15 protein-coding genes are annotated in these 13,677 nt (G+C 48.4%); 1 reads left to right on the plus strand and 14 read right to left on the minus strand.

What is annotated here, in order from left to right; genetic code table 11:
• Positions 1–114: 114 nt before the first annotated feature.
• The gene (locus B5F87_RS07790) at positions 115–1,104 is read right to left on the minus strand and encodes a LacI family DNA-binding transcriptional regulator (protein ID WP_087279292.1); all 990 of its coding nucleotides are present in this window, start codon (positions 1,102–1,104) and stop codon (positions 115–117) included.
• A 293-nt stretch (positions 1,105–1,397) separates the two neighbouring features.
• Complete coding sequence (locus B5F87_RS07795) at positions 1,398–1,571, minus strand: FeoB-associated Cys-rich membrane protein (protein ID WP_343215742.1); 174 nt, start codon at positions 1,569–1,571, stop codon at positions 1,398–1,400.
• A gap of 249 nt (positions 1,572–1,820) precedes the next feature.
• On the opposite strand from B5F87_RS07795, the gene B5F87_RS07800 reads away from it, so the two are divergent.
• Positions 1,821–2,171: a metal-dependent transcriptional regulator gene (locus tag B5F87_RS07800; RefSeq protein ID WP_087279515.1), complete on the plus strand. Its 351-nt coding sequence runs from the start codon at positions 1,821–1,823 to the stop codon at positions 2,169–2,171.
• Between the two features lie 49 nt (positions 2,172–2,220).
• On the opposite strand, the gene B5F87_RS07805 is transcribed toward B5F87_RS07800, so the two are convergent.
• The 12 genes from B5F87_RS07805 to xseB all read right to left on the minus strand — a co-directional run bounded on the left by B5F87_RS07805 (position 2,221) and on the right by xseB (position 13,675).
• A complete protein-coding gene (locus tag B5F87_RS07805) occupies positions 2,221–2,925 on the minus strand; it encodes a 3D domain-containing protein (RefSeq protein ID WP_158096994.1) in 705 nt (234 codons plus the stop codon).
• Positions 2,926–3,060: 135 nt separating this feature from the next.
• Positions 3,061–4,089, minus strand: coding sequence for a Gfo/Idh/MocA family oxidoreductase (locus B5F87_RS07810; protein WP_087279298.1), 1,029 nt, complete (start codon positions 4,087–4,089; stop codon positions 3,061–3,063).
• A gap of 52 nt (positions 4,090–4,141) precedes the next feature.
• Positions 4,142–4,408 (minus strand): hypothetical protein, encoded by a 267-nt coding sequence (locus tag B5F87_RS07815; protein ID WP_087279301.1) that lies wholly within the window; start codon positions 4,406–4,408, stop codon positions 4,142–4,144.
• Entirely contained in the window at positions 4,402–5,346 is a 945-nt protein-coding gene (locus tag B5F87_RS07820; protein WP_143405235.1) for an HTH domain-containing protein, read from the minus strand. Before B5F87_RS07820 ends, B5F87_RS07815 begins: the two co-directional genes overlap by 7 nt.
• 175 nt (positions 5,347–5,521) lie before the next feature.
• Positions 5,522–6,715 carry a SpoIVB peptidase gene (gene spoIVB / locus B5F87_RS07825; protein WP_087279308.1) on the minus strand — a complete coding sequence of 398 codons (1,194 nt, stop codon included), beginning with the start codon at positions 6,713–6,715 and terminating at the stop codon, positions 5,522–5,524.
• Positions 6,716–6,815: 100 nt separating this feature from the next.
• Entirely contained in the window at positions 6,816–8,507 is a 1,692-nt protein-coding gene (gene recN / locus B5F87_RS07830) for a DNA repair protein RecN (RefSeq protein WP_087279311.1), read from the minus strand.
• Positions 8,508–8,523: 16 nt separating this feature from the next.
• On the minus strand, positions 8,524–8,982 hold the full coding sequence (locus tag B5F87_RS07835) for an arginine repressor (protein ID WP_087279314.1): 459 nt from the start codon (positions 8,980–8,982) through the stop codon (positions 8,524–8,526).
• 18 nt (positions 8,983–9,000) lie between these two features.
• Positions 9,001–9,837 (minus strand): NAD(+)/NADH kinase, encoded by an 837-nt coding sequence (locus B5F87_RS07840; RefSeq protein WP_087279317.1) that lies wholly within the window; start codon positions 9,835–9,837, stop codon positions 9,001–9,003.
• A gap of 39 nt (positions 9,838–9,876) precedes the next feature.
• On the minus strand, positions 9,877–10,686 hold the full coding sequence (locus B5F87_RS07845) for a TlyA family RNA methyltransferase (protein WP_087279320.1): 810 nt from the start codon (positions 10,684–10,686) through the stop codon (positions 9,877–9,879).
• The gene (gene dxs, locus B5F87_RS07850; protein WP_087279323.1) at positions 10,683–12,563 is read right to left on the minus strand and encodes a 1-deoxy-D-xylulose-5-phosphate synthase; all 1,881 of its coding nucleotides are present in this window, start codon (positions 12,561–12,563) and stop codon (positions 10,683–10,685) included. Before dxs ends, B5F87_RS07845 begins: the two co-directional genes overlap by 4 nt.
• A gap of 22 nt (positions 12,564–12,585) precedes the next feature.
• Positions 12,586–13,482 (minus strand): polyprenyl synthetase family protein, encoded by an 897-nt coding sequence (locus B5F87_RS07855; RefSeq protein ID WP_087279326.1) that lies wholly within the window; start codon positions 13,480–13,482, stop codon positions 12,586–12,588.
• Entirely contained in the window at positions 13,454–13,675 is a 222-nt protein-coding gene (gene xseB, locus B5F87_RS07860; protein WP_087279329.1) for an exodeoxyribonuclease VII small subunit, read from the minus strand. Before xseB ends, B5F87_RS07855 begins: the two co-directional genes overlap by 29 nt.
• Between the last annotated feature and the right edge of the window lie 2 nt (positions 13,676–13,677).

Raw genomic sequence — 13,677 nt, forward strand, 5'->3', positions numbered from 1 at the left:
CATGTTCTCCTTTCGTTTATGAAAATATTTTGAAAATTTATAAAAGCGCTTTCATAAATGACGCAAAAAAAAGACTATTTCTTTCATTTTCCAAAATAGTCTTTTATATGATTCTTATGTAGTACGTCCTTTTACCAGCTCCGGCTGTATTGTACAGGAAGAATACGCTTCTGTCTTCTCTATCAGGCTGGTCAAAAGCTGCACGCTCATCATCGCCACCATTTCCGGCTTATTATCAACAGTCGTAAGCTCCGGCTCACAGATCGCCGCGTAATCAGAATTATTGTAGCCGGTCACAGCCACGTCCTCCGGCACCCGCAGCCCGGCGTGCAGCAGAGCCTTTACCGCTCCTACCGCAGTGAGATCTTCCCCACACACGATACCCGTAAACTCCTTCTTATCAAGAAGCAGCTGATTCACGGCCCTCATGCCCCCCTCTATACTTCGTTCCGTCTCAATAACATATCCTTTTCCATTATGAATGCCATAACTCTGCAGCGCCTGTATAAAGCCCTCACATTTAAAACGGGCACTGACAGTATCCATATCTTTTAAATAAAACAGCTTATCATATCCTCTCTGCATCAGATGATTCACGGCCATGGCGACTCCATATCGATCATCAACCAGCACGGAATAAGAATTCGGCAGCTCCAGCTTACCGTTCGCAAGTACCACCGGCGTATTTTTTAATAACTTCCCAATCTCCTCTTTTTTACATAATGTATTAAACACTGAGCCCACCAGGACGATGCCGTCTACCTTTTTTTCCTGTACAGTACGAAGATACTTCACCGTCTCCGAAAGCTCTCCTCCCGTATTGCAGAGCAGAACTTCGTAACCCCGGCGGCTGAATTCCCTCTCAATGGTATAAGCGGTTCTTGAATAATGGGGAACCCGGATATCTACTGTCAGAATCGCGACCGTTTTCATGGTTTTACTCACCATTCCCCGGGCAATGGCGCTTGGAGTATAATTATTTTTCTCTAATATTTCCTCCACTTTCTTTCGTGTGGCCGGATTCACATTTTCTTTCTTATTCATCACACGGGAGACTGTAGAAATCGATACTCCCGCTTCTTTTGCTATATCATAAATGTTCATAAAAACCCCTATCCTGATTCTTTGTTTCTGTCAGTTTAAGTATAACTTATCAACGAAAAAAAACAATGACAGGATTTTAATGAACAAAAGGACAAAGGGCTGATGCAAAAACATACTGTCCGCCCAGACACTGCAGATTCTTATAAGAATCTGCCAGTTTCCCAACGAGAAGTATCCCCTGCAGCAGCCCCTTGCAACCACATAATCTCTAAACTAAAAAAGGATAAAATATGAACACTCTTAATTTCTGAACTGCAATCGCCAAAAATTAATGATGAGTATCTGAAGTTACGTTAATGGCAATGTCCACCGCAATGCTTGCAGTCTCCGCCGCACTGAATGGACTTCCCATTTTTCTTATCGCGAACCATGCTTCTGACTGCCAGTCCTGCGATGCCCAGAACTACAATACCTGTAATTACTGTTCCCATGACAATCTCCTTTCTTGCTGCCCGCTTCATTTTCATGTGTTGTTGTTTCCTTGTTCTGATGTTAGTATACACTAACATATATTAGATGTCAACAACTTTTTTTGTTTTCAGGCCTTTTTGTTTCGTCTGAAAGAATTGAATTCTTCCCTCATTTATGATATAGTAAACAAAATGTCCGAACCCGTGTACTGAGGCATTCTCTTTTAATGAATGACACGCATCGGATGATGAAAACATGTATTGAGGTGAATAATATTGAGAGAAAAAAGCAATGAATCTGCAGAAATGTATCTGGAGACGATTTTAATTTTAAGCGAAAAGCTTCCGGTTGTCCGTTCCGTAGATGTAGCCAATGAACTGGATTTTAAGAAGTCCAGCGTCAGTATCGCCATGAAGAATCTCCGGGAGAAGAACCAGATCACCATGACTGACGCCGGTTATATTTATCTGACAGAAGAAGGCAGGAGTATCGCCGAGATGATTTATGAACGTCACAAAGTTATCGCAAAGGTTCTGGAGGCACTGGGCGTTCCGAAAGATATTGCAAATAATGACGCTTGCCGTATTGAGCACGTCATCAGCCGGGAGAGTTTTGAAGCCATCAAAAAGCATATTCATCAGTTTTCACAAAAATAAAAAGCAAAGCATGCTGCACTTTTGCATGCTTTGCTTTTTTCTTTGGCTACTATATGTATACTCTGATTTTCTGATATTTTACGCCATGAGCCATAGCTTTCCCATGACTGGCATAGTATACATCAATCTTATTTCCTTTGATGGCTCCGCCGGTATCCTCAGCCACATAGGTTTCGTCGCCGATTCTTACCTTTGTTCCCAACGGGATAATTCTCTTATCTACAGCAATTGTATGATTTTCCCGCGGTCTTGTGCCGCTGGCCGTAGCCGCGCCCGCCCACTGTCCTGCACAGCTTGAGCAGTTGCAGTAACCAGTGGTTTTCACCCACATGGTCACATAATTCTTAACAGTCACCACACACTCTGCCTTGATATCTGTTCCGGCGATAGTAGCAGTGATCGTTGTCTTTCCTTTGTCCTTTGCGGTAACCACGCCGCGCTTATCGACAGTGGCTACCCGCTTCCTGCTGGACTTCCAGATAATTTTCTTCGTAGAAGAATTTCTCACCTTCGCGCGAAGCTTCAGCTTGTCATCTCTTTCCAGAGATTTTTTCGTTTTATTTAATTTTATCGTTGGTGTCGGTGCCGGCGCTTCTGCTGCCTGTGGTGTCGGATTCTGTGGTGCCTGTGTCTGCGCTGTTTCCTGTGGATTGTATGGAGTCTCTGCCGCGGATACTCTCTGCGGTGCGAGACAGGCAAGGCCCATGAGCGTCATCACTGACAGCAGGCCAAGTCTCTTTTTCACACAATTCATAATACAACCTCCTGCATAAAATGTTACATACTTGTTACTCATTTTCATGTGTCTGAGGAGATTATATCATAAATATTTCTATTTGTTAAGTGTTTTTAACATATTTGTAACATTTGCTGATTTTTAGGTCATAAATCAGAATACAATGCCTGCTTTTGTGCGCGCTTTCTCCAAAATTCCCACCACAGTCACAGACTCTTCCAAAAACTTCCGGGCCGTCTCGTAATCCTTTTCGTCGATCATTCTGGCAAAATCAGCGAATTCCTGTGTCATGCGATGATGCTTTTCAGGCGCCTTAAAGTGTTCCGCCTTCGTTGCCCTCACCATGGCGCCCGCCGCGTCTCTTACCTTTTCCTTTACATTTTCATCCACATAGGTTGTCAGCAGCGCATCCGCGATGTTCGGCTTGCTGTCAATCTTCATCCAGCCTTTTTCACCCTGAATGGAAATGTATCCCGGGCTGTCGGAATCTTTGGTTCCCGTGCAGACCGCGCTGAAACCGTCGTATTTCATGATCAGCGTGCCGGACGTATCCACGCCGTTTGGCCCGATATTCGGATAATACTCCACATCTTTCGGCTCGCCGAACAGTCCGACGCAATAATGCACGTTGTAGACATTGATATCATACAAAGCTCCGCCGTAATACTCCGGATCAAAGGAATGAGTGATATCGCCTTCCAGATAGGCGTCATACCGGCTGGAATACTGGGAATAATTACAGAGAGCCATCCGAAGCGTACCGAGCTTCCCGAGATTTTTCTTTATCTCATCAAAAACTTCATTGTGAAGAACGGTGATCGCCTCAAAAAGGAAAAGCTTCTTCTCCTCTGCGATCTTCTGCAGCTCCTTTGCCTCCTCATAAAAGCCTGTAAACGGCTTCTCAAGAATCACATTTTTCCCGTGAAGCAGCGCTTCCTTCGCATACGGATAATGCGCTTTATTGACCAGACCGATATAGACCGTGTCAGCCTCCGTCTTCTCCAGCAGCTCCTCATAATCCGTGTAAATCTCCGGAATCTTATATTCTCCGGCAAAGGCTTCCGCCTTCCCACGGCTGTGCGGCCTCGCAAAAATCGCGGTAATCTCAATACTTTCCACCGGCGCCGCCGCGAACAGCGCATCTCCGATGATTTTTCCTGTACCAATAAATGCAAGCTTCATAGGGTCCTCCTTATGATTTTTATTTACAGTATGATGCGAAAATTCACTCCAGTCAAGTGAAAAAGTGAATATTCACCTGAGGTTTTCCGTTGCTTCTGGCACGATTTCGATATTCTCCTTTTTGTATAAACTCCCAGAACCTTTGCGCAAATTCTTTTGTCTGCGCCTCAACGACCAGTACCATATCCAAATCTTTTGTAGCTCTAAAATCTATATTATTATTATGAAATGATAAATCGCAAGCAGCACCACCAATTAAAACATATTGGTCCGTGTATTCAGAAAAATAATCGTAAAATATATCTAATCCCTTTACCATACATAATCCTCCAACATTTTTTCCAGCGCAGTTTCCACTCTTGGATCATCCATATCTTCCAGCAGCAAATAAACAGAAAGCGGATCTATTACATTTCCCTGGTTAAAAGGAATATAATAACCTATTTCCTGGACTACACACCCAGGTATTTCACCAAAGGGAACCTGTTTTTCCTGATCGATTCCTTTTTTTCTTATTTCATATTTTGTAACCGCATAAGTCGGATATAGATTATCCGACAGCATTGACATTTCTGCCAATCCTGAAACACCACTTTTTACAAAAATATTTGATACGTCCCGTTCCAGATGATATTCTCTCACCAACGGCGTCCGCAAGAAAGGCTTGATTGTATTCCAGATTTCTTTTTTAGTCCCCGTTTTTGTATATCTGCGACTTCTGCCTTTCTTTTTTAAAACGGGAATTCCTAGGCTCTCTATCTCATCAAAAACCCTTGTTATTGACATTTTGGAAACACCCATTTTCTCTGCAATTTCAGTCACCGCAGCATCATCCCATTCTTCATACAGAGCTGATAACAGGAATTTTTGAGTAAGAAAAGATATTTTGAAACAGGGCTTTATCTTCCTTGCCTCGTTTTGCTTAAGAAGCAGTCCTAAAAATGGTATATATACCTGACGATTTTCCCAGACAAAAGAGATGCCTTCCTTCAACATTTTATCTCTGGAATAATAATTCAGATGACTCAGATAAAGCACACAATTCTCTCCTGTGAGATGCTCTATCTGCCTATACTGCTTACGTAATACCGACAAGCCAGTATTATCTTTTGGTTTGGCTAACATGCAGTATTGATTCATAATCTCCATCTGATAAAACTCATAATTTACCCGCAACACCAATGGAAATATTTTTATCTTTCTGTATGGAGTAATTTCTATTTTTTGATGTAATGTATTCTCAATAAATTCTTTCACGTTATCACCTACCTTTTTACTATTTTAATTGTAAATCATTTTATGTTACAAGTCAAATATTACGTTACAAAAAGTCAGCAGATAATCCCGGCGATTATCTGCTGTTTTTTCTGTCAATTAAATACTTCATATTCTATGAATTCCTATGACTTTCCCCTCCGACAGGTTTATCTCCTTACCTCTCCCCGGCTTCCTCCACCATCGTCTCCGCGCAGATGCCGTACCCTCTGGTAGGGTCGTCCACGAATACGTGGGTCACGGCGCCAATGAGCTTCCCGTTCTGGATAATGGGGCTGCCGCTTAACCCCTGGATGATGCCGCCGGTCAGGGCGATGAGGTCCGGGTCTGTGATTTTGATGCGGAGCGCCTTCTGGGCGTCTTTTCTGCCCAGGGAAATTTTTTCTATCTCGATGGTATAATCCCTGCTTTCTCCGCTGATACTGCTTCTGATGAAAGCTTTTCCTGTTTTGATGGATGAGGCGTCGGCCACTTCCATCAGATGACCGTTTTGGAAAGTCTGCTGCTGGTTTTCCATGACGCCGAAGATGCCGCAGGCGGTGTTGATGCGGATGTTACCCAGATATTTTTCTGGAACGTAGTCGATGGTTCCGATAACCTCGCCCGGATCTTTGGCCTTTCCTTTGGTGATGGACGTAATATCTGTCTGGTAGACGCTCCCGCCGGAGATGTCCATCTGGACGCCCAGATCGCAGTCGCTGATGCCGTGGCCGAGGGCGGCGAAGCTTCCGTCTTCTGTGATATAGGTGACGGTTCCGATGCCCTGGGTGTCGTTGCGGATCCAGGCGCCGATCTGATAACAGTCGTCTTCCTCCGAGTATGTCGGCTGGATTTTTATTTTCTGCTTTTCCCCGTTTCTTTCTATCGTGAGAACTGCTTCCTTATCCTCGTTTTTTTGCAGATAAGAGATGAGCTGCGGTTTAGATGTGACAGCCTCTCCGTTCACTGCGAGGATATAATCGCCCGACTCCAGTTTATGTTCTGCCGGTGAGCAGCTGCGGTTGTTCTCCGTTTTCACTTCCTGGGTTCCCAGAACGAGAACGCCCTCTGTTTTAATGTATATGCCCACCGGCTCTCCGGAGGCATACACCATGGTTTTTGTCTCCTTTTTATCCCCGCCCGACGCCAGCGTCTCCCTTATGTCCTCTTCCCCCGCCGATGCATTGTTGTTTGCTGCCGCGGCATTTGCCATACCTGCAAGCCGTTCCTCCACATGAAACAGGCGGCCTGCCTGTGCGCCGGCGGCAAATAAAACTGCGGTCAGCAGTAAAAAATAGATTCTTCGCAGTCTGCTTCTCTGCTGCTTTTCTGTTATTCTCGTCTTTTGTGCCTTACATGAATTCTCTGCCATAAAAAAATACCCCCATGCTAAAGTTCTGACCTTAGTATGGCGGGCATTTTCTGAATTCACACAGACAGATTATTCTACATTTTTTTATTCGACAAAGTTCTTACGGTTCTGACACGGCGTGGGTAAGCCGCGCAGCGAACTTTTTCATTTCTCTGGCGTTGTCCAGGACGGTGCTGGTAATTTCTGCGCCTCCGAGCATTCTTGCCAGTTCTTCCACCGATTCTTCTTCGGAAAGCCGGTAAATCCGGCTGATGGTGGAATGGTCGTCGCTGGTTTTTTCAATTAAATAATGGGAATCTGCCATGGCGGCGATCTGCGGCAGATGGGTGATGGCGATGACCTGCCGTTTGCCGGCAATCTGCGACAGCCGCTCCGAGACTTTCTGGGCGGTTCTTCCGCTGATTCCCGCGTCGATCTCATCGAAGATCAGCGTCTCTACCTGTTCCTCGTCGGCAAGAACGGATTTGATGGCCAGCATGATACGGGAAAGCTCACCGCCGGAGGCGGTTTCCTGCAGCGGCCGGACGTCCATGCCCGGGTTGGTGGATATCATAAAGCAGACATTGTCTCTGCCGTCTGCCCGGTAGGAGGCTGCCTCCGTAAAGGCAATCTCAAAACGAACCTGATTAAAGTTCAAATCAAGTAGCGCCTGTTTGATGGACTCCGCCAGCGGGCCGGCCGCTTTTTTGCGAATCCCGCTGAGCCGGGCACATTCACTGTCCAGCTTTTTAAGAAGATCGTCCCGCTTTGCCTTAAGCTCCTCCATCCTCTCGTCAAAATGCATCAGCGCCTCCAGCCGGCTCTCTGCCTTTGACTTATATTCCTTCACCGCCGGGATGGAATCACCGTACTTGGCTTTCAGCCGGTGAATCAGGTCCAGCCGTTCCTCCGTGTTGACAAACGTTTCCTCGTCAAACTCCATGGAGGACATGTACTCGGACAGATCCCGGTTGAAGTCATTGAGCAGGCCGTCCACGGTGGACAGCTCTTCCATGAGACCGCCGACGCCCTCGTCGTAGTTTGTCACATCAGACAGGGAGCGGATGGCCTTTCCGAGAATACTCTCCGCGCTGGCGGCGCTGCCGCTGGTCATGTCGTAGACAGCAGAGCAGGCGGCAAGAATGTCTCTGGAATGGGAGATCTTCCGGAACAGCTCCTCCATTTCCTCGTCCTCGCCGTCACGCAGGGCTGCGCTTTCAATCTCCTGAATCTCATATTTTAAAAATTCGATTTCACGGATCCGCTCTTCCTCTCCGATATTTTCCTCCGTGAGCTGCCGCTCAGTATCCTGATACTGATGATACAGGGCGGCGACGGCGTCTTTCACCGGAGTGATCTTCGTTTTATCGTAATTGTCAAGGATACGCAGATGATTCTGCGGCCGCAGCAGAAGCTGATTTTCGTGCTGTCCGCTCAAATCCAGAAGAAACGGCGACAGTTCTTTTAAGCGCGCCGCCGTGATGCTGCAGTCGTTGACCTTGTTTATGACTCTATTATTTGTAATTCTTCTGGAAATAATGATTTCTCCGTCCTCAAACGGAATGTCAAATTCATCCATTTTTTGTTTGACCACATCGCTCTCGGTGTGGAACACCAGCTCGATGAGCGCGCTGTCACAGCCGTTTCGAATCATATCCTTCGGTATTTTGCTGCCGAGGGCCGACTGGATGGAGCCGATCAGGATCGACTTACCGGCGCCGGTCTCCCCGGTCAGGATATTCAGATGACTGGTAAAGTCAATATCCGTTTCCTCAATCAGTGCAAGATTCTTTACATGTAAATTAATCAGCATGTTTTCCTCCGCGAAACTATTCCAATCCTTTTATGATCAAATGAATCTCATTGATGACGTCTGTGACCATGGACGCATCCTTCACCACGCAAAGCAGCGTGTCGTCCCCGGCGATGCAGCCGATGACGCCCTTCATGGAGATAGAGTCGATGGCGGCTCCGCAGGCCATGGCCATGCCGGAAACCGTCTTGATGACCAGAAGATTTCCCGCGCCTTCCATATGTACGATAGCCTCGGAAAGCACGCGGCGGTATTTGTCAGAAACGTGAAGATCCTTTGTCAGAATCGGGGCGTACTTCTGCTTGCCGCCCTCTCCTGCCACCTTGGTCAGCTTCAGCTCCCGGATATCCCTGGAAATCGTGCCCTGCGTGGAAGGAAATCCCTCCTCCTGCAGACGTCTGGTCAGCTCCTCCTGGGTTTCAATGTCATACGCCTCAATGAGTTCCAGTATTTTTTTCTGCCTTTTTCCTTTCATATCAACCTCTCTATACAATCACAACAGTTTTTCTTTTAATATTTTAACGAAACTAACTTCCTTCATCTTAATGAACGGTGTACTTTCCTCCGCCTTGTAAATGCGCACCTGATCGCCGGGGCGAAGCACCACGCCCTCGCGGCCGTCCGGTGAGATCACCGCTTCCTCTCTCTGCCCGTGGCGGATATTCTCCAGAGTGATGGTCACCACGTCGCTCTTGGCAAGCACCACGCTGCGGATAGCCAGCGAATGCGGACAGATCGGCGTCACCACAAAATTCTTGCAGGTAGGATTAATGATCGGCCCTCCGGCGGAAAGGTTATAGCTGGTAGAACCGGTCGGCGTACATACGATGACGCCGTCGGCGTGATACTGTTCAATGAGCACATCGTTGATCTCAATGGACAGGCCAATCATACGGGAAAAAGAGCGGCGGCTGATAACGAAATCATTGAGCGCCGTAAAAGCGCCGGAACGCTCGCCGTTCCGGTAGACTTCTCCCCGGAGCATCATACGTTTTTCCAGTTCATATTTATCATCCACCAGATCTCTAAGCGTCTCCGGCAGTTCCTTGAGATCCACGTCCGCCAGAAAACCAAGGGTTCCGAGATTGATGCCAAGCAGCGGGATATTCTGTCCCACCAGCCGTCCCGCTGCCGCGAGAATCGTGCCGTCTCCGCCAATGACAAGAATACACTCCGTTCCCTTCGGCACCTGTATGGGACTTACATCATTATAATATCCGTCATAAATGTGACACTCGGCCCCCATGCCGATCAACGTGTCTTTGATGTGGCTGGTCAGGGCAAGCCCCGTATCCTTTTGTCTGTTTGGGATAATCAAAAAATTCTTCATAATGTCTCACTCATCCTGTCTTTGTGAAATCGCATGACATCAGTGATCCAGCGCGCCGTGGGAAGCCTGTACCACCGCCGGTATCGCCTGCGCGTCCACACTGCTCTCGCCTTCCACATTTTTAAGATGCAGCAGATATTCGATGTTGCCCTCCGGCCCTTTGATCGGAGAATAATCCAGATGCAGCAGAGAAAATCCGATAGACGCCGCGTAGTCCATCACCATGGCGATCACTTCCTCGTGTACCTTCGTATCACGAACCACGCCCTTTTTTCCGACCTTATCCCGGCCGGCCTCAAACTGCGGTTTGATAAGGCAGACCACCTCGCCGCCCTCTCTCAGACACTGCTTCACCGGAAGCAGAATCTTTGTGAGGGATATAAACGAAACGTCGATGGAGGTGAAGTCCGCCGGTTCCCCGATATCCTCCGACTTCACATAACGCATATTTGTCTTTTCCATGCAGACCACCCGGGGGTCATTGCGCAGCTTCCAGTCAAGCTGCCCCCGGCCCACGTCGATGGAGAAGACCTTCGCCGCTCCGTTCTGAAGCATGCAGTCCGTGAAACCTCCCGTGGAAGCCCCCACGTCCATGCACACCTTTCCGTCAAGATCCAGGTCAAAACACTGCATGGCCTTTTCCAGCTTGAGTCCGCCGCGGCTCACGTATCGAAGCGTCGTTCCCCGGACCTCCACGGTCTCCGCCGCCTTCTCATCAAATGTACTGCCTGCCTTATCTTCTTTCTGTCCGTTCACGTAAACGATGCCGGACATAATCATGGCCTTCGCCTTCTCTCTGGAAGGAGCCAGACCTTTTTGTACTATTATCATATCCAAACGCTGCTTCATAATTCTTTCACCTTTTCCAAAATGCGGCCGGCAATGGAAGCCGCGTCGATTCCCATTTGTTTTCTCTGCCATTCCACACTGCCATGCTCCACAAAGCAGTCCGGAATCCCGAAGGACAGCAGATGATTTTCGTAGCTGTTCTCATGAAGAAATGCAGAGACTGCCTCTCCGAATCCGCCGGAGAGTACATTTTCTTCCACGGTGACAAGGAGCGGATAACGCTCCGCCAGCTCGTGAAGCATTTCCTCATCCATTGGACGAATGAACCGCACGTTGACCAGTCCCGGCTCCACGCCCTGTTCTTCTAATAATGCAACCGCTTTCAGCGCTTCATCCATCATGTTGCCCACGGAGAGAATGACCACGCCTTCTCCCTCCCGGATACTCTCGCTTCTGCCAAGCTCCACCGGAGGGCGGTGATCCTTCAGTCCATCGAAGGCCTCTCCCCGCGGATACCGCATGGCCACAGGCCCGTCGTAATCCACGGCAAAGCGCATCATGTCCTCCATCTCATCCTTGTTTTTCGGAGCCATCAGCACCAGATTCGGGATGTGAGACAGATAGGAAATATCAAAAATCCCCTGATGGGTCTCCCCGTCGGCGCCCACCAGCCCGGAACGGTCCACGCAGAAAAAGACCGGAAGCTTCTGGATACAAACATCGTGAAGAATCTGGTCATAAGCTCTCTGCAAAAAGGAAGAATACACAGCCACCACCGGCTTCATGCCGGACGCCGCCATGCCCGCCGCAAATGTGACGGCGTACTCTTCTGCGATGCCCACGTCAAAAAACCTCTCCGAACAGACTTCCTTAAATGCGTTGAGTCCGGTGCCGGACGGCATGGCCGCCGTGATGGCCACCACATTTTCTTTCTCCCCGGCAATCTCCACAAGTGTCCGGGAAAATACATCCGTGTAACTGTCCGCCGTCTTCTTTTTAAGCGGCCGTCCTGTCTTTATATCAAACGGATCAATACCGTGGAACTTCTCCGGATTCTTCTCCGCGATGGGATATCCTTTTCCCTTTTTGGTCATCACGTGGATGAGAATCGGTCCCTCCATATGTTTGGCACGGTTGATGGCCTGGGTCATGGCAAAAATGTCATGGCCGTCCACCGGGCCGTAGTAGGTGATGCCCATATTTTCAAACAACATTCCCGGAATCAGGAGCTGTTTTATGGAGTCCTTGGAACGCCTGATGGTCCTTACCATGCTGTCTCCCACGCCGGGGATATTTTTGATGGCATTCTCCACGTTATCCTTGAACTCACCGTAGCTTTTCCGGTAACGGATGTCGTTGAGATACCGGCTCATGCCTCCCACATTTTCTGAAATGGACATCTTATTGTCATTTAAAATGACGATGATGTTCTTCTTTTTCTTCCGAAACAGCGCCAGATTATTCAGCGCCTCGTACGCCATGCCGCCGGAGAGCGCGCCGTCTCCAATGACAGCCACAATGGTCTCTTTCGTATTATTTAGATCTCTGGCCGCCGCAAATCCCATGGCCGCCGCGATGGACGTGGAACTGTGTCCCGTGCCGAAACAGTCGTACTCGCTCTCTTTCCGTTTCGGGAAGCCGCACATGCCGCCGCTTTTCCTCAGAGTGGCAAAGCCGTCCCGGCGTCCGGTCAGAAGCTTATGCACATAGGACTGATGCCCCACATCATAGATAATCTTATCTTCCGGCAGATGAAGACACAGATGCAGTGCCATCGTAAGCTCCACCACCCCCAGATTGGAGGCAAGATGCCCGCCGGTCTTACTGACATTTTCAATGAGGAAATCACGGATCTCCTGCGCCAGAACCGGGTAGTATTTTGCCGGTATTTTCTTTATATCATTCGCTTTTTGTATTCTGTTTAAAATCTGACCCATACGTTTTATCCTCCGGGCTCGTTTATTTTTTTCTTCCGCTCAGATACAGCAGGAGGTCACGAAGAAATGGATATTCCCGGTGCAGAGAATCAAAGGCGTCGATTGCCTCTTTGGTGTATTGTATCACATCTTTGCCGGACTGCTCCAGTCCTTTCATGGACACGTAGGTGTTTTTTTCATTTTTCTCGTCGCTTCCCACCGGTTTACCCAGCTCTTCCTGGGTGCTGGTCAGATCAAGGATATCATCCTGAATCTGGAAAGCGACGCCCGTTTTTCTGGCAATCTGCTCCACAGTCGCCACCTCTTCCTGCGACGCTCCCGCGAGCACTGCCCCGATCATCATGGCGCACTCGATGAGCGCCGCCGTTTTATTCTCGTGAATAAACAAAAGCTCCTTAAACGGAATCTCCCGCTGCTCGGACTCCACATCGGCCGTCTGTCCGCCGATCATGCCGTATATGCCCGGTTTTCTTGTGAGGATGGCAAATGCTCTGGCCGTGCGGATGTCCTCCTCCGTGCCGCGAAACGCCTTCGACGCCGTCTCAAAGGCATAGTTTAAAAGGGCGTCTCCCGCAAGGATCGCCATGGCCTCCCCATACACCACATGGGCGGTCTTTCTTCCTCTCCGGTAATCGTCGTTGTCGAGAGCCGGCAGATCATCGTGAATCAGCGAATACGTATGAATCATCTCGATGGCCGCCATAAACGGCTCGATCAGTGCACGGTCGGTGCCGCCGAACATCCGGTACGTCTCGTCCATCAGCATGGGACGGAGCCGTTTGCCGCCCGCCCGCATGGTATAATTCATGGCGCTTATCACCGTCTTCTGATATCCCTCTTCCTCTGGCAGATAAGAATACAGAATCTCTTCCACCTCTTTTGTTCTTTTTTCAATCTTCTCCTTCAGGGATGCTTCCATCTTTTCCCTCCTGTAATACAATAATCTCTTTCTCCGTTTTATCCAGGGTCTGACCGCATTTATCCAAAAGCTTCACACCCTTTTTATAATAATCCATGGAATCGGAGAGACTCAGCTCCGGGTCTTCCAGCCGGTTCAGGATCTCATCCAGTTCCTCAAATGCCTTCTCTATGGAAAACTTTGTCTTTGCCATCG

This window comes from Eubacterium sp. An3 (genome assembly GCF_002159465.1).
Taxonomy (GTDB): Bacteria; Bacillota; Clostridia; order Lachnospirales; family Lachnospiraceae; genus Anaerobutyricum; species Anaerobutyricum stercoris.